The sequence below is a fragment of the Photorhabdus kayaii genome, assembly GCF_025384895.1.
In the GTDB taxonomy this organism is placed as follows: Bacteria; Pseudomonadota; Gammaproteobacteria; order Enterobacterales; family Enterobacteriaceae; genus Photorhabdus; species Photorhabdus kayaii.
Window position 1 is genome coordinate 1 of the sequence record NZ_JAJAFZ010000060.1, and the last position, 15,373, is coordinate 15,373.

Genomic DNA, 15,373 nt, shown 5'->3' on the forward strand with positions numbered 1-15,373 from the left:
CCCTTGGCATCCAAGCCAACCAGACACCTCTTCTGCACCACTCAAATATTTAACCAACATGGTTGCGTAATCATGAGCAGCCGCATTGAAAAGTAGCTCTTCCGCCACGCTGACGTAAACCATATACCTAACCCCACACAGGCAATGAAATACCGAGCTTTTTATGCGAGAGATTCACCAACTCTTTGTAACTTTCCGCGTCGGCTTTCGGTGTATATTCACCTGCATTAACTGGCAAGTACTGCTTTAACATTGTTGCAATACGCAATAAAACGTTTCTATTATTTGCAAAAATCCTCAACGCTCTCTGAGAATGCGTTTGGAATAGCTTGACATGCGGTCCCCATGCAGGCGAAGACTCCGCAAGAATATAACTTAATTTCAAGAGATGGAGTTGACTCGTGGCGATTTTTGCAGCGGATTCGTAACGTTCGACTACATCACGAATATCTATATCTGGTTCGATCCCGTCACGGTCAATGGTTTCAAGTAATTCAATACCAATTTGGGTATTTTCTTTCAGGTAGGCAAGCGCCATTTTAGATTCAGAGAAATATGACATTACCTCTTGAGCAGTCAGCATTTTTTGCCCTGCTCTGTCTTGCACCAATTGCGTAATCGGAGCAGAAAGATACTCTGGCAATTTTGCTAACTGATTAACGTCTGGAAGTGGAGTTAGCAACGTTACTAACGTTGTCATTCCTACTGTCATGTGACCCCCTTTGATCTGTCTGTGGGATAGATATACCCGTTATCTTTCATGTTGGCTGCACTCTCACCCCCCGGTCACATAGTCCGCTATGCTCCCGGGGATTCGCTCCTTTGCCGTCGCGATCCATCTTGAAATCCGTAGGGTATATATAGGAATACAGTATACATATCGCCTTCCGCACTACCTTACACTATTCTGCATGCTTGCTTATCAAAGCACAATCAGATTTATAAGAAGCATTCTTTGCCATCCCATTTGCAACACCAAGCTTAGAATTTACCAACCAGACCGGGACATTATCTTCCGATTTTAGATTACTCCCCATCACTCCTTTTTAAATTTCAATCACCCATCACTATAAAGAAGAATAATTCTCACTCGTACCATGCGAATAATAAGATGGTCAATAGCATCAAGAAAACCCTATAGCAATATTCCTTCTTCACTGAGAAAAGTATCATCTGGTTTTTCACCCATATAGCCAAATATCTTCATCGGAATATCTGTAGTAATATTTATCCTAACAGCTATTCAGTTAACGAAAACAGTTAACAGTTACGCTATTTCCTGATTTATTTCCAATAGATTGATATTGTAAAAATTCCATAAAAAAACCTCGCGATTTCAGCGAGGTTGATTAAATAAAAAACCGTAGTTAAGCGGCGTGTGTGTATAAAAAATCCCGTAAGGGCTATATTTTTAGGTTAATTCCGGCCTGCCTAAGAATAGCGTTAGCTGTATGTTTTGAAACTATTGTGTATGGAACACTGAAATTTTTGTTTGTGATATCGCTACGCCAGATTTCATGACTGCCTTTACCTTGCCTAATAAAATAACAGCCATGAACTAATATATCCGTCATCTTTCAAGCTGCCTCTTTGTTGGCTGCACTCACTCACCCCGGTCACATAGTTATCTATGCTCCCGGGGATTCGTTCCCTTGCCGTCGCGATGCAACTTGAAATCCATAGGGTATAGAATTTCTTTAAGTTGTGGATATAAGCCAGATCCCATGTCAGAGCGCCATCCTTGAATCATAAGATTGTTCCTGAACGAAACTAATTTTCATTCCATCAGGGTTACTACCAAGTTCATTCAGCTCGTATAGTTCGGGAGCTATCTCCCACACTCGCTCTGTTAATTCATCGTATGACTTAGCTTCCGTAACAAGGCCAAGCTCATCACATTCCGCAATCCATACGTCATCATGTGTGATTTTTACAACAAAACTAGTTTGTCGATCACCGAAATGTGCTTTGTAAACTGTGTTGCTCATGATGCCCCCTTAATGCTCGCTATTGGTTAATAATAACCCACATAATAATGTAAGAAAAGGTGATTATTTAAGCCATCACTAACGCATCGTTAAAATTGCTGCGGCTGTATCTGTAATTTCAGATGAACCGTATTTTGCGCCGACTGCAAGAACGTTGATATAACAATCTGCCTCGGCTGCTGATACACCGAACTGATTCAATCACAGAGCTAACGTTCAGGTGGTATCCGGCAAAGTCGTGCCACCAGCTTGTACCAGAATCAATGCGCGGTTTGTTACCTTAATCAGCCCGTCGTTGATTTTCATCAGTTCGGGTTTTGCACTAGCCATTAGCTTTAATGCTGTTGCGGTCTGACTTGCGCTGTATTCTGTCGTGCGCCCCATGTGCTGAGCCGCATCATCAAATTGCTTCAATTGCGCACCTATCAGGTGTGAAAAGAAAAAACCACGCAATGCGTAGCCTGGAATTCAATGTAATACAGCATAATTTGCTGTTTGCCATTGCTGTACAGCCAGACTAACACTCTGCCCGCCAAACTTTTAGTCTGTAGCGATTGTGATCGAAGATAATCACCGGTGTTGGATTCGTCATATTTTCTCCTAAATTTTCTGCGGTCATTAGTCAACAATAAGAACTTAATATAAGGCCATGCCATTATTGTCATATCGGGAAATAAGCCGCATCGGTATTTCCTAGCCAGTAGTTAACTAAGCTGTAAATATTTACATGGGCCATTCAGGTTTTCGCAACACACCAACACATGAACAAAATAAGCGATTGCCTAATTCCCCTATCCTCTTAATTGGTGTATATAAAGATCAACTCTTTTTTTCAAAAAAATACGATTTTTAATGCCCAGACTCTATCGCCATCGATATAACAACGTATCGGGCAGGATATTTAATCCCCATAACAATAACATGACATTTATTGAAATAAAATAATCTTACATTGGTTGCCATAAAATGAAATGGAGTTGAATATCTGGTTATAATTAGATAATCACTCCATGTGAGTAATATTCTATTCTCATTATTATTCAATATATTATATTAATTTCAATCTCATTATTCCTTTTTAAATATCCTGCGTCAATTCACTGTAAAAAAGAGTAATTCTCATTCATGCTATGCGAATAACAAGCTCTCAGGGATTCATTCCTTTGCCGTCGCGATGCATCTTGAAACCCATACATAGGGTATAAATTATATTTTACACTGATATGCCCACCATTTATTCCTTATCTTCCACAGCAAGATAAATTATTTATAGATGGGACAATCCCCTTAATTATCTGATAACAAAGTCAAGACTTTATTATCACAAAATGCCGTTCGTTTAATTTTTATTGAACTTCAACAATAAACAACTAAATAATTCCAAAAAAAACAGTCAACAATCCTAATAAAATTATATTAATTAATAATATTCTTATTTGTTTTTAATGAGAACTTATTTACAAAGATAGGGATAAATGAGTACTAAGATGCGGAAAATAATTACCAATTAATCAATAAAGTAACTTTGTGGTGTTAAATAAATTCGTAAAGTCATGGAACTATCTGTCTTGTTAAACTGTCATAAGCCGGTTACTCATTCCCTTACAATTAAGGAGGGAAATAATCATGGTGCTAAAACAACTCATCTTAGCCACTCTGATTTTTAGTTTATTGTCAACTGATGCACTCGCAGGAAAACCACAAAACTATCTCTACACTTCATCCGATGAGCTCGATCAATTACGTCCTCTGTTAGAACGTCAAAATATTGACGGTGTACAAGTTGTTTATGCCATTTTATCTCCAGCAAGGCACAAAATATCAAGGCGGTTTAGTTGCTCAAGTTGATAATCCCGGTGAAGGCAAAGCACAAGGTTATGGTTGGGTTGCTATTCAATGGAATACAGCGTTGCGCAAACGCTATCAGGATCTGCTTTCCGAGCATCAGTATATGTCTCGCTTTTTTAATTTCGCGTCGAAAAATAAGATCGGTCTCGGTGGCCCCGATATCGTGCCATATCAATCTGCTCAGATGAAAAACGCTTATCCCTTTTTCAATCGTTACAAAGGCAAGCTGGATTTGGTGACAATGGCAGTCCAAGAACCCACACTGACCTACACCAACCCAAAAACTAAAAAACCCTTCACTGAGGAGGAGTTTACTAATTTTGCTGAAAACTATTTGGGGGCTAACATTATTTTTTGGAGTACCACAACACCATGGCTAAAGCAGTAAAGCAAAAGCCATGCAGATTTGTGCATGCACAATGGGCCGTGCCAAACACCAGACGCGGATGAATATACCCGTCATCTTTCAAGTTGCCTCTTTGTTGGCTGCACTCGCTCACCCCGGTCACATCGTTATCTATGCTCCCGGGGATTCGCTCCCTTGCCGTCGCGATGCATCTTGAAATCCATAGGGTATGATAATGTCGAGCTTGTAGTACAAGTTGCGCCAAAAGGCGAGGAACGGTCCATTTTTCCTCACCACGACCAAACATTCACTCGGAATATTCAAATAAGAATTATAAATATAAATTTAAATTTATCATTTAGGTACAGTGAAAAATCTTTATGATTATCTCCGCATAATAACAACGCGGAGCTTACAATAATCCTCTCCGCGTAGATAAATTTTAACTCATGTCATTAACTGAATCGATAAAACGATTAAGAACACTTGAGTGTGATTTAGACTTATAAATATAACATTGATTTGCTGCACCAGGTTTTTCAATGGGAACAAAACTCAAAGCATCTCCTCCTTCCAATTCATCAGGATGAGAATCTGTAATAAATATATAATCTCTGGAATAAATGAAATTCATGCAGCATCCCATATTATCCATCTGACGCATATTTACTTTTCCACCACTTTGAATAACTTCTTCTTCCAAGTTTTTAATGAAGCTACTTTTATAAAGTACAGGATCGCATAGCCAAGTATTACTCTTTAGTAATTGCATCACATCGCCATTAGCAATATCTAATAACTCTTTTCGGCAGCAAATTCCCAATTCAGGCCCTTTTATTTTGCGAATGAGAAGAAAACGGTCACTTAGTATCTTTTCTGAGCTCAGAATGAGAGTATTCCCGTCATAATCCACTATTTCTTCAATGTTATCATAACTAAACCGGAATATATTTACCTGTGAGCTATTTCTGTCAGCTGCCTTATATAAATAAATAAGATGTTTGTTTTTCCCCCAATCGTAATAAATATTAACTATGTTACATATACTACCACTGATATGTTTTTTAGTTATTTCTTTTTCTTGTAAATAAAGATCTTTAAGATCATTATATAATTCTAAACCATCTTTAGTCAGACTCATCCCAAATTTCTCCCTTTTGAAAAGGCGCTTCCCTAATGTTGCTTCGAAGTCTTTGATTGATTTAGCTACTGGAGGAGTTGTACGGTTCATCACTCTTGCCGCTTTACTTAAAGAACCATTTTCCACCACTGCCATGAATGCTTCTAATTTACGAGAAAAAAACATAATTCACCGTTCCTATATAACTTGTGGCTAAAATAATTTCTTTGAAATAGCCTTCACCAAATGACAGCTAAATCAAGTTTGATACTGTGAAGGCATAAATTTTGTACAAAAAAACAAATACTTCTCAAACATATACCACATAAAAAAAGCGTATGTTCAATACATAGGTGGCTCAATAAACTCTATTATTCATGTTTATCATGGTTCAAAAATTAATCTCAACCAATCAACCATTAGAAAATATAAACATTACTAACGAGCTCAATTTTCTATCAAAGATTAGGATAGGGTTCTACATTTTTCAGTAATCAATTTTTGTAACACTAGAGATAAAAACGGTCTAACAGGGGCTCTTTCTCACCACAAATTATTATATTTTTCACAGCAAATTATAATATTAGGGGTTCCGTTACTATTTCGTGCTGACCATTGTCAATAGTTACTTTTTAAAATCCATCTGTTACTATTGTTCCTGTGTCTTTTTACTGGATGGCTGTAAAAGATGAAATTTATCTCTTTTAATATTAATGGATTACGTGCCCGCCCCCATCAGTTAGCTGCGATCATCGAGCAACATCAACCCGATGTTATCGGTCTACAGGAAACAAAAGTTCATGATGAAGCGTTCCCTTTAGGAGAGGTTGGGGAGCTTGGCTATCATGTATTTTATTACGGCCAGAAAGCCCATTACGGCGTTGCACTGTTAACGCGCCAGATGCCTCTTGCGGTGTATCGTGGTTTTCCAGGGGATGATGAAGATGCTCAACGCCGTGTTATCATGGCAGAAATAGAAACCCCACACGGGTTATTAACCGTTATTAATGGCTATTTCCCACAGGGAGAAAATCGTGAACATCCAGTGAAATTTCCGGCAAAAGAGAAATTTTATCAGGATCTGCAAAACTACCTGGAGCAAAACTTAACCCCTCAATCACAAGTGATTATCATGGGTGATATGAATATCAGCCCGACAGATATGGATATCGGAATTGGTGAGAACAACCAAAAACGCTGGTTAAAAACAGGTAAATGTTCTTTTCTGCCAGAAGAGAGAGATTGGATGGATCGCCTGAAAAATTGGGGCCTGGTTGATACATTCCGGCATCTCAATCCTGAATGTAATGACCAATTTTCCTGGTTTGATTATCGATCCAAAGGGTTTGATGATAACCGCGGATTGCGGATTGATTTACTGCTTGCAAGTAAACCCTTGGCGGAGCGCTGTATCGCAACAGGCATTGATTACAAAATCCGTGAGATGGAAAAACCGTCAGATCATGCCCCAGTTTGGGCAGAATTTGAAATTTGATATTCCGTTAACACCGAATATCAATCGTTTTTTTTAAATAATGCAATAATTGCTGCGCTCTATGGCGCAGCTGTTTTGGCATTTTTCGTTGCTTTTATTTTTTTCCCCTTTTTATCTTTCACTGGGAGTGGTGGTAAGTCACGAAAAGCGGTTAAATTACGGTTCTGTTTGGCCTGCAAAATTAATTGCTGCAATGTCTCCTCAAGTGGCCCCATGAAATCTTGATAGCGGAACTGTTTTTCACTGATTTGCGTTAACCGAGACTCCCAATGAGCGGTCATATCCGGTAAAGCGGCCATATCAGGCAATACATGGATCAACGCCCTACCCGCAGGTGTTGCATGAATATGACGCCCTTTTTTATAAAGAAACTCCCGTTTAAACAACAGTTCGATAATGCCAGCCCGCGTGGCTTCCGTTCCCAACCCATCTGTTGCACGAAGGACTTTTTTCAGCTCTTTATCCTGTACAAAACGGGCAATTCCGGTCATAGCAGAAAGGATAGTCGCATCAGTAAATGGCTTTGGCGGTTGAGTTTGGCGCTCTACCACCTCTCCTCTTTCACACAATAATTCATCACCTTTAGCAACAACGGGTAATGGCGTTCCGTCATTCTCTTCATCACGCTCTTTATTACCAAGTAACGTTCTCCAGCCTGCCTCAGCAAGAAAACGGGCTTTAGCAATAAATTTTCCACCCGCAATTTCCAATTCAATAACACATTTACGGAATATGGCATCTGGGAAAAATTGCATCAAATATTGTCGGGCGATCAAACCATAAATATTAGACTCGTTATCCGTCAGATTTATATGGCTACTTCGAGCTGTAGGAATAATTGCATGGTGAGCATCAACCTTTTTATCGTCCCAACAACGATTCTTTCTATCTATTTCCAGTAACTCTTGTGGCAACAGATTTGTTGCGTGAATAGATATCGCATTAAGCACTGCATGACGACCGGCAAAGTGTTCATCCGGCAAATAACGGCAATCAGAACGGGGATAAGTAATTAGCTTATGTGTTTCATACAATCGCTGACAAATATCCAACACTTGTTGCGCATTTAGGCCAAAACGTTTAGCGGCTTCAATTTGCAAAGAAGATAATGAAAATGGCAAAGGAGCAACTTCAGATTCCCGTTTATCCTGATAAGAGATCACATAGGCTGGTTGACCGGTTATTCTGGCAACAACATGTTCAGCCAGAGGCCGGTGTATCAATCGCCCTTCTTCATCTAAAAAATCGATACAAGATTCACTTGGTTGCCAGATAGCGATAAAACGTTCATCTTTCGGCGTAACAATATGCGCTTTCACCTCAAAAAAATCTTTGGGTACGAAATGCTCAATCTCTTCATCCCGACGAACGACTAAACCTAAAATAGGGGTCTGAACCCGCCCGACAGATAATACCCCCTGATACCCCGCATTGCGGCCAAGCAAGGTATAAGCACGGGTCATATTAATGCCATAAAGCCAATCAGCCCTAGCTCTAGCAAGAGCTGAAACACATAGCGGAATAAAATCCCGGTTATCTCTTAACCGATCAACAGCTCTGATTACCGCTTGTGGATTTAGATCACTTATCAAGCAGCGGCGAACATTTTTCCGCCTCACAGCATCCAGTTTCAAAAAATCCAAAACCTCATCCACCAACAGTTGCCCTTCCCGATCTGGGTCACCGGCATGCACTATTTCATCGGCTTTTTCCAACAATGTCTGGATAATGTTGAGCTGTTTCTCAACAGAAGGTCGCGGTTTTAACTGCCATTTTTCAGGAATGATTGGAAGATCAACCAATGACCAACGAGCAAAACGATTGTCATAGGCATCAGGTTCCGCCTGTTCCAGTAAGTGCCCAATACACCAGGTAACAAACTGGTTATCTCCACAAGCGATAAAGCCATCACCACGGCGATGCGGTTTTGGTAAAACATCGGCAATCGCCCTGGCTAGACTTGGTTTTTCTGCAATAAAAAGCCGCATGGATATTATTCATTAACCTCAATGAGTACTCTGCCTGACTGTTGCTCAGACAATTCACCAATCGCGGTCAGTTCGATGCCATGACATCGTGCAATCGCTTTCACTTCGTCCATAGCTTCTGGTAGAACAGCCAACAGCAGGCCACCGGATGTTTGCGGATCACATAACAGTTTGCGCTGAAGTTCTGTCATTTCACCAATAAGATGACCGTAACTATCAAAGTTACGCCCGGTTCCCCCCGGAACACAACCCTTTTCAATATAGGATTCCACTTCCGGCAGTTTAGGCACTTTTGCAAAATGGAGAGTAGCCTGAACCCCCGATCCGACACAAATTTCACTTAAATGCCCTAAGAGGCCAAACCCGGTTACATCGGTCATTGCTGTAACGCCAGCCACCTCAGCAAAATCTATCCCCAATTTATTTAAGCGGCACATGGTTTCTATCGCAATTCCCTGATGTTCAGGTAACAGCAAGCCTTTTTTCTCCGCCGTGGTCAATACACCAATGCCAAGTGGCTTTGTCAGAAATAGCTGGCTTCCCGCTTTCGCGGCACTGTTCTGTTTCACTCGGCCAATATTAACGATACCGGTTACAGCCAAACCAAAAATAGGTTCAGGTGCATCAATAGAGTGCCCTCCCGCCAGTACAATCCCAGCCTCTTTACACGCAGCCCGGCCACCTTCAATCACCTGACGGGCAATTTCCGGCGCCAATTTATCAATAGGCCATCCCAAAATAGCTATCGCCATAATAGGTTTACCGCCCATCGCATAAATATCGCTGATAGCATTTGTTGCAGCAATGCGCCCAAAATCCAATGGATCATCGACAATCGGCATGAAGAAATCTGTCGTACTGATAATGCCGGTACCATTGCCAATATCATAAACCGCAGCATCATCACGGGTTTCATTACCAACCAGTAAGTGAGGATCAAGAAATTTTTCCTGCTCACTATGCAGAATGGTTTCCAAAATTTTTGGTGAAATTTTACAACCGCATCCAGCACCGTGGCTGTATTGGGTAAGACGAACTTCTGTTGACATAACAGACCCCGGTTACAAGTAGCTGACAAAATTGGTCATATCAGGCGCAGTAACCTTATTTGGTGCTTTTAGTGCAGGCGTTCCAAGGTAGAGAAAACCCACTATTTTGTCATGTTCATGACAACCCAAACCAGCACGCACGGTATTATCATCAGTCCATGAACCCGTACGCCAGATACCACCAAACCCTTGAGCCACAGCCGCCATTTGCATCGCATGTACAGCACAACCCGCTGAAACCACCTGCTCCCATTCAGGTATTTTGGAATTCTCAGCCACTTTTGCAATAACAGCGATGATTAATGGCGCGCGATAAGGCGCATTTCTCGCTTTTTCTTCCGCCTCAGCGCCAAGCTGACTATCAATGGCTGCTTGATGGAGTAATCGACTGAATCGCTCAATACCTTCATCCTGCATGACAATAAAGTGCCACGGACGTAATGCACCATGATCAGGTGCTCTCATTGCCGCCGCCAGAATATGCTGTAATACTTCACCTTGAGGCGCGGGGGTTGTTAAACGTGATACTGAGCGTCTGTTCAACAAAAGTTCTAGTGCATCCATTTTTTCTCTCCTAAGTAATGTATTTTGGTATAAGCTAACATTTTCTGTTTATTTGTTAACAAATAAAAGCCCTAAAGCCGTCTTTTCAGGCAATATGCCACTATTTGAAGCTGACATTTACCTGCCTGATCATTAGGATAGCTTCACTTGATCCTATTTTTGGAGATGATATGCGTATTTTATGGAAGTTGATCGCAAGATTATTTAAATGGAGTTGGCGACTATTAAATTTTATTCGGGAAGTCATTTCAAACCTGATTTTTATCATGCTAATTCTGATTGTGGTTGGTGGTTTTCTGATTTACCAACAGACAAACAAAACGGCAGATAGTTATCAAGGAGCATTATATGTCAATCTCACCGGTATCATTGTGGATCAGGTCTCCAGCCGTACTCCATTGACTCAATTAGGCCGTGAGTTGTTTGGTACATCCAGCAATAAATTCCAGGAAAATTCCCTGTTTGATATTGTTGATAGCATTCGCCAAGCAAAAACCGATAACAAAATCACCGGTCTGGTGCTGAAACTTGATGATTTCATCGGCACCGACCAGCCATCTATGCAGTATATCGGTAAGGCAATTAATGAGTTTAAAGCTTCCGGTAAACCGGTTTATGCTATCAGTGATAGTTATAATCAATCACAATATTATCTGGCTACCTTTGCCGATAAAATCTACCTATCGCCACAAGGAACGGTTGGCCTTTATGGCTATTCAACCAATAACCTGTATTACAAATCCCTGTTGGATTCACTGAAAGTCACCGCGCATATTTTCCGGGTCGGGACGTATAAATCAGCCGTTGAACCAATTATGCGTGATGATATGTCCCCCGCTGCCCGCGAAGCTGATAACCGCTGGGTCAACGGTCTGTGGCACAACTACCTCAACACTGTCGCTACCAACCGCAAGCTTTCTGTTCATCAAGTATTCCCAGGTGCTGATGAGATGATTGCTAACTTACGTGCTGTTGGCGGAGACAATGCACAATATGCACTTAAATACAAACTGGTCGATTATGTTGCGCCACGCAATGTCATTGAAAATGACCTGATAAAAGCCTTTGGTTGGGACGAGAAAAACCGTCACTTCAATGCTATCAGCATTTATGATTATGCACCGCAATTGATAGAAGGCAGGTTATCATCTAAAGGCAATATCGCCGTTATTGTCGCACAAGGTGCAATCATCGATGGGCAGCAGACTCAAGGCATGGTTGGCGGTGACACAACCGCTGCTCAAATCCGTCAAGCTCGTCTGGATGATAATATCAAAGCCGTTATTCTGCGGGTAAACAGCCCTGGTGGCAGTGTAAGTGCTTCTGATGTTATCCGCACTGAACTGGCTGCGCTACGTGCAACGAATAAACCTGTGGTGGTTTCTATGGGGGGAATGGCGGCCTCTGGTGGCTACTGGATCGCGACCCCGGCTAATTACATCATCGCAAACCAAAGTACGTTGACGGGTTCTATCGGTATCTTCGGTGTCATTACCACTTATGAAAACAGTCTGGAACATATTGGTATCCATACTGATGGCGTTTCTACCACACCACTCGCGGGTATTTCTGTTACTAAAGGACTCAGCAAAGAGTTCTCAGCACTGATGCAACTTAATATTGAGAACGGCTATAACAACTTTATTGGCCTTGTTGCTACTTCACGCCATAAAACACGTGAAGAAATCGATAAAATTGCTCAGGGGCATGTGTGGACGGGTAATGATGCGAAAACCAATGGATTGGTCGACCAATTAGGGGATTTCGATGATGCGGTCACCAAAGCGGCTGAATTGGCGAAATTGGATAACCCTGATCTTGACTGGATGCAACCTGAAATGTCATTCAGTGAGTTGCTGATGAACCAGTTAACAACAACCGCACAGGCTATCGTGCCGGAAGCAGTTCAAGCCTGGCTACCCGCTCCATTGGTGCAGGTAGCTCAGGAAGTGAAACAACAGAGTGAGTTCTATCGCCATCTGAATGATCCACAAAATCGTTATGCATTCTGTTTAAATTGCGGAGATGTTCGCTAAACAACCTATACCCGTTATCTTTCAAGTTGCCTCTTTGTTGGCTGCACTCGCTCACCCCGGTCACATCGTTATCTATGCGCCCGGGGATTCGCTCCCTTGCCGTCGCGATGCATCTTGAAATCCATAGGGTATATAACAATGCATGATTCTAGTAATAACTCGATTAATTTAGCCTGACAGATGCCCTGTCAGGCTTTTTTTATTCTGCAATACTCCTATAATCCTGCTGATCTTTTTATGAGGTACAGTCATGCAGAAGAAATCTATTTATGTCGTCTATACTGGTGGAACTATTGGGATGCAACGCTCATCTCAGGGATACATCCCCGTTTCCGGGCATTTACAACGCCAATTAACAAAGATGCCTGAATTTCATCGACCGGAGATGCCGACATTCACCATCCGTGAACATCAACCATTGATCGATTCTTCGGATATGACCCCAGAAGACTGGCAATTTATCGCTGATGATATCCGAGAAAATTACCATGATTATGATGGGTTCGTGATCCTGCATGGTACGGATACAATGGCATTTACGGCATCTGCCCTCTCCTTTATGTTTGAGAATCTAGGTAAGCCAATCATTGTCACCGGGTCACAAATCCCACTGGAAGCACTGCGCTCTGATGGGCAGACAAACTTGTTGAATGCGCTTTATCTTGCCGCTAATTACCCGGTTAACGAGGTCAGCCTGTTTTTCAATAATAAACTGTTTCGTGGGAACCGGACCGTCAAAGCGCATGCCGACGGTTTCGATGCTTTTGCTTCACCAAACTGTTCTCCATTAATGGAAGCCGGTATTAATATTAAAACCTTCAATACAGATTCCACCTTTGCTAGTCACGGTAAATTTATTACCCATCAGATTACCCCTCAGCCCATTGGCGTAATCACCATTTATCCCGGCCTTTCCAGTCAGATTGTGAATAATATTTTGATGCAACCGGTTAAGGCTCTCATCCTGCGCTCATATGGCGTCGGAAACGCACCTCAACACCCTGAATTATTAAAAGAGCTAAAACAGGCAACAGAGAGAGGGATCGTGGTCGTTAATTTGACTCAATGCATTTCTGGCCGAGTAAATATGGAAGGATATGCAACGGGCCATGCTCTGGCTGAAGCGGGGGTGATAAGCGGCTACGATATGACTTTTGAAGCAACTTTAACCAAGTTGCACTATTTACTCAGTCAACCCTATGACAATGAAAAAATTCGTTATTTAATGCAACAAAATTTACGCGGTGAATTAAGTTATGCTGATAAATAATCAAGGAAAGAGATGAAAACGGCCCTATTACTTATTGATCTACAGAACGACTTCTGTACCGGCGGTGCTTTAGCCGTAGAAGAGAGTGAACAAGTCATTGTTGCGGCAAATCAGGCAATGGCTATTTGTCTGAAACACAATATCAGCATTATTGCCAGCCAAGACTGGCATCCTGCTGAACATATGAGCTTTGCCGTAAATTCCGGCCAGAAGATCGGCGATATCGGTCTATTAAACGGTATTCCGCAAGTATGGTGGCCGGTACACTGCGTTCAAAATCAGCATGGCGCTGATTTCCATCCACAGCTAAACAAGCAGGCAATTGTTGAAATTTTCTACAAAGGAGAAAATCCACAGATCGATAGTTACAGTGCTTTCTTTGACAACGGCCGTCAGAATAAAACCCGGCTTGATGACTGGTTGCAAACACAGCAAATTGAACGTCTGTTTATTATTGGGATCGCCACTGACTATTGTGTGAAATTTACCGCGCTAGATGCGCTGGCATTAGGTTATGAAACCTGGGTCATTACGGATGGCTGTCGAGGGGTTAACCTTAGTCCAAATGATAGCCAATCAGCCTTCAAAGAGCTAAAAGAGCGAGGCGCTATATTGATAGAACTTGATCAACTAGAAGATACTCTTCTCTGATATCAATCCAAGGTCAGGCTGAGTTTTACACACTCAGCCTTTTCACACCTCATTTGCCAAAGATTATGGCTTGAATGTTGCCACCATTTTAGACTGAAAGATCGCTTTCAGTTCTTGTTTACTCTTCATCACCAACTGGCCGTCAGTACCAATCGTCATATGTTGCGGATCATGGTTATGCCTTGATTGCCATAGCATAATCATTTGCAAACTATGCTCTTTCTGCTCTACCGTTAGAGGCTCACCATCCTGCCATTTACCCAGTTCTACTGCCTGAACCAGGCGTTGATATATTTCTGGTGTCATTACAGATAACAGATCATCCAGTTCCATTGATATTTCCTCATTATTTTCCAGAATTAGCTGAAACGATTTTTTACGTAAACTAAGATTATGCTCGCAATAATAAAAACGATTAACCTACTGTTTTTTCGCCTGTATTTTCATCAGTAAAGCTTAATGCAACCGAGTTGATACAAAAACGCTCTCCTGTCGGCTGCGGTCCATCAGGGAACACATGCCCCAAATGAGCGTTACAATGACCGCAACGAACCTCAATACGATGCATATTGTGACTATCATCATCAAGATACTGCACTGCATCATGAGTGGCAGGCTGGTAAAAACTCGGCCAGCCACAACCAGAATCAAATTTAGTGTCAGACATAAATAACGGCTGCTCGCAGCACAAACAATGATACACGCCACTTTTCTTATTATGTAGCAATTTCCCTGAGAATGGCGGCTCTGTCCCGGCATTCTGGGTTACGTGACGCTGAATATCGGTTAGTTCTTTATAAAGGGAAACATCAGGATTCTTAGTCATAACGACCACCTTAATAATAAGACTCATGCTCTCAATAATAATTGATTAATAATAACAAAAAATTAACATTACATCAGTGGAATTTATTTTAAGTGGTTAACTGAATCTGTCTATACCCTATGTGACCGGGGTAAGTGAGTGCAGCCAACAAAGAGGCAACTTGAAAGATGACGGGTATATCCTACTATTTGT

General features: G+C 41.5%; 15 protein-coding genes and 1 pseudogene. 5 read left to right on the forward strand and 11 right to left on the reverse strand.

Translation table 11 applies throughout. The features are described from left to right. Window positions 1–127: 127 nt before the first annotated feature. The 4 genes and pseudogenes from LGZ98_RS18270 to LGZ98_RS18285 all read right to left on the reverse strand — a co-directional run. Window positions 128–712 (reverse strand): hypothetical protein, encoded by a 585-nt coding sequence (locus LGZ98_RS18270; RefSeq protein ID WP_113041298.1) that lies wholly within the window; start codon window positions 710–712, stop codon window positions 128–130. A 691-nt stretch (window positions 713–1,403) separates the two neighbouring features. Continuing rightward, window positions 1,404–1,574 (reverse strand): type II toxin-antitoxin system HicA family toxin, encoded by a 171-nt coding sequence (locus LGZ98_RS18275; RefSeq protein ID WP_113041297.1) that lies wholly within the window; start codon window positions 1,572–1,574, stop codon window positions 1,404–1,406. Between the two features lie 153 nt (window positions 1,575–1,727). Continuing rightward, window positions 1,728–1,988, reverse strand: coding sequence for a DUF1902 domain-containing protein (locus LGZ98_RS18280; protein WP_113025482.1), 261 nt, complete (start codon window positions 1,986–1,988; stop codon window positions 1,728–1,730). A 93-nt stretch (window positions 1,989–2,081) separates the two neighbouring features. Further along, a pseudogene (locus LGZ98_RS18285) lies at window positions 2,082–2,393 on the reverse strand (phage tail tape measure protein); the annotation flags it as partial. Between the two features lie 1,384 nt (window positions 2,394–3,777). On the opposite strand from LGZ98_RS18285, the gene LGZ98_RS18290 reads away from it, so the two are divergent. Next, a complete protein-coding gene (locus LGZ98_RS18290; RefSeq protein WP_315902000.1) occupies window positions 3,778–4,224 on the forward strand; it encodes a hypothetical protein in 447 nt (148 codons plus the stop codon). On the opposite strand, the gene LGZ98_RS18295 is transcribed toward LGZ98_RS18290, so the two are convergent. Further along, window positions 4,184–4,489, reverse strand: a complete 306-nt coding sequence (locus LGZ98_RS18295; RefSeq protein ID WP_262978370.1) for a hypothetical protein — start codon at window positions 4,487–4,489, stop codon at window positions 4,184–4,186. The genes LGZ98_RS18290 and LGZ98_RS18295 overlap by 41 nt on opposite strands. 135 nt (window positions 4,490–4,624) lie before the next feature. Continuing rightward, entirely contained in the window at window positions 4,625–5,488 is an 864-nt protein-coding gene (locus LGZ98_RS18300; protein WP_112875830.1) for a helix-turn-helix domain-containing protein, read from the reverse strand. A gap of 502 nt (window positions 5,489–5,990) precedes the next feature. On the opposite strand from LGZ98_RS18300, the gene xthA reads away from it, so the two are divergent. After that, window positions 5,991–6,797 carry an exodeoxyribonuclease III gene (xthA, locus tag LGZ98_RS18305; RefSeq protein ID WP_113041295.1) on the forward strand — a complete coding sequence of 269 codons (807 nt, stop codon included), beginning with the start codon at window positions 5,991–5,993 and terminating at the stop codon, window positions 6,795–6,797. Between the two features lie 59 nt (window positions 6,798–6,856). Here the strand turns inward: xthA and LGZ98_RS18310 are convergent, their stop codons facing one another. From LGZ98_RS18310 to LGZ98_RS18320, 3 genes are read right to left on the reverse strand one after another with little or no spacing between them, the layout of a single operon-like run. Next, complete coding sequence (locus LGZ98_RS18310; protein ID WP_262978371.1) at window positions 6,857–8,785, reverse strand: DNA topoisomerase III; 1,929 nt, start codon at window positions 8,783–8,785, stop codon at window positions 6,857–6,859. Between the two features lie 5 nt (window positions 8,786–8,790). Beyond that, on the reverse strand, window positions 8,791–9,834 hold the full coding sequence (selD, locus tag LGZ98_RS18315) for a selenide, water dikinase SelD (RefSeq protein WP_228901590.1): 1,044 nt from the start codon (window positions 9,832–9,834) through the stop codon (window positions 8,791–8,793). A gap of 12 nt (window positions 9,835–9,846) precedes the next feature. Then, on the reverse strand, window positions 9,847–10,398 hold the full coding sequence (locus LGZ98_RS18320; RefSeq protein WP_113041292.1) for an NAD(P)H nitroreductase: 552 nt from the start codon (window positions 10,396–10,398) through the stop codon (window positions 9,847–9,849). A gap of 170 nt (window positions 10,399–10,568) precedes the next feature. On the opposite strand from LGZ98_RS18320, the gene sppA reads away from it, so the two are divergent. From sppA to pncA, 3 genes are all read left to right on the forward strand, one after another. After that, on the forward strand, window positions 10,569–12,434 hold the full coding sequence (sppA, locus tag LGZ98_RS18325; RefSeq protein ID WP_113041291.1) for a signal peptide peptidase SppA: 1,866 nt from the start codon (window positions 10,569–10,571) through the stop codon (window positions 12,432–12,434). 250 nt (window positions 12,435–12,684) lie between these two features. Further along, window positions 12,685–13,704 (forward strand): asparaginase, encoded by a 1,020-nt coding sequence (ansA, locus tag LGZ98_RS18330; RefSeq protein WP_113041290.1) that lies wholly within the window; start codon window positions 12,685–12,687, stop codon window positions 13,702–13,704. A 12-nt stretch (window positions 13,705–13,716) separates the two neighbouring features. After that, window positions 13,717–14,355 (forward strand): bifunctional nicotinamidase/pyrazinamidase, encoded by a 639-nt coding sequence (gene pncA / locus LGZ98_RS18335; RefSeq protein WP_262978372.1) that lies wholly within the window; start codon window positions 13,717–13,719, stop codon window positions 14,353–14,355. A 63-nt stretch (window positions 14,356–14,418) separates the two neighbouring features. Here the strand turns inward: pncA and LGZ98_RS18340 are convergent, their stop codons facing one another. Together LGZ98_RS18340 and msrB are read right to left on the reverse strand one after the other, a co-directional pair. Continuing rightward, entirely contained in the window at window positions 14,419–14,688 is a 270-nt protein-coding gene (locus LGZ98_RS18340; RefSeq protein ID WP_112893898.1) for a YeaC family protein, read from the reverse strand. 82 nt (window positions 14,689–14,770) lie between these two features. Next, the gene (gene msrB / locus LGZ98_RS18345; RefSeq protein WP_112875821.1) at window positions 14,771–15,181 is read right to left on the reverse strand and encodes a peptide-methionine (R)-S-oxide reductase MsrB; all 411 of its coding nucleotides are present in this window, start codon (window positions 15,179–15,181) and stop codon (window positions 14,771–14,773) included. Window positions 15,182–15,373 lie beyond the last annotated feature (192 nt).

Excerpts from the sequence above, each read along its gene's own strand:
- LGZ98_RS18270 (WP_113041298.1), bottom strand. The coding sequence starts at position 712 with ATGACAGTAGGAATGACAACGTTAGTAACGTTGCTAACTCCACTTCCA.
- LGZ98_RS18275 (WP_113041297.1), bottom strand. The coding sequence starts at position 1,574 with ATGACGGATATATTAGTTCATGGCTGTTATTTTATTAGGCAAGGTAAA.
- LGZ98_RS18280 (WP_113025482.1), bottom strand. The coding sequence starts at position 1,988 with ATGAGCAACACAGTTTACAAAGCACATTTCGGTGATCGACAAACTAGT.
- LGZ98_RS18290 (WP_315902000.1), top strand. The coding sequence starts at position 3,778 with ATGCCATTTTATCTCCAGCAAGGCACAAAATATCAAGGCGGTTTAGTT.
- LGZ98_RS18295 (WP_262978370.1), bottom strand. The coding sequence starts at position 4,489 with ATGTTTGGTCGTGGTGAGGAAAAATGGACCGTTCCTCGCCTTTTGGCG.
- LGZ98_RS18300 (WP_112875830.1), bottom strand. The coding sequence starts at position 5,488 with ATGTTTTTTTCTCGTAAATTAGAAGCATTCATGGCAGTGGTGGAAAAT.
- xthA (WP_113041295.1), top strand. The coding sequence starts at position 5,991 with ATGAAATTTATCTCTTTTAATATTAATGGATTACGTGCCCGCCCCCAT.
- LGZ98_RS18310 (WP_262978371.1), bottom strand. The coding sequence starts at position 8,785 with ATGCGGCTTTTTATTGCAGAAAAACCAAGTCTAGCCAGGGCGATTGCC.
- selD (WP_228901590.1), bottom strand. The coding sequence starts at position 9,834 with ATGTCAACAGAAGTTCGTCTTACCCAATACAGCCACGGTGCTGGATGC.
- LGZ98_RS18320 (WP_113041292.1), bottom strand. The coding sequence starts at position 10,398 with ATGGATGCACTAGAACTTTTGTTGAACAGACGCTCAGTATCACGTTTA.
- sppA (WP_113041291.1), top strand. The coding sequence starts at position 10,569 with ATGCGTATTTTATGGAAGTTGATCGCAAGATTATTTAAATGGAGTTGG.
- ansA (WP_113041290.1), top strand. The coding sequence starts at position 12,685 with ATGCAGAAGAAATCTATTTATGTCGTCTATACTGGTGGAACTATTGGG.
- pncA (WP_262978372.1), top strand. The coding sequence starts at position 13,717 with ATGAAAACGGCCCTATTACTTATTGATCTACAGAACGACTTCTGTACC.
- LGZ98_RS18340 (WP_112893898.1), bottom strand. The coding sequence starts at position 14,688 with ATGGAACTGGATGATCTGTTATCTGTAATGACACCAGAAATATATCAA.
- msrB (WP_112875821.1), bottom strand. The coding sequence starts at position 15,181 with ATGACTAAGAATCCTGATGTTTCCCTTTATAAAGAACTAACCGATATT.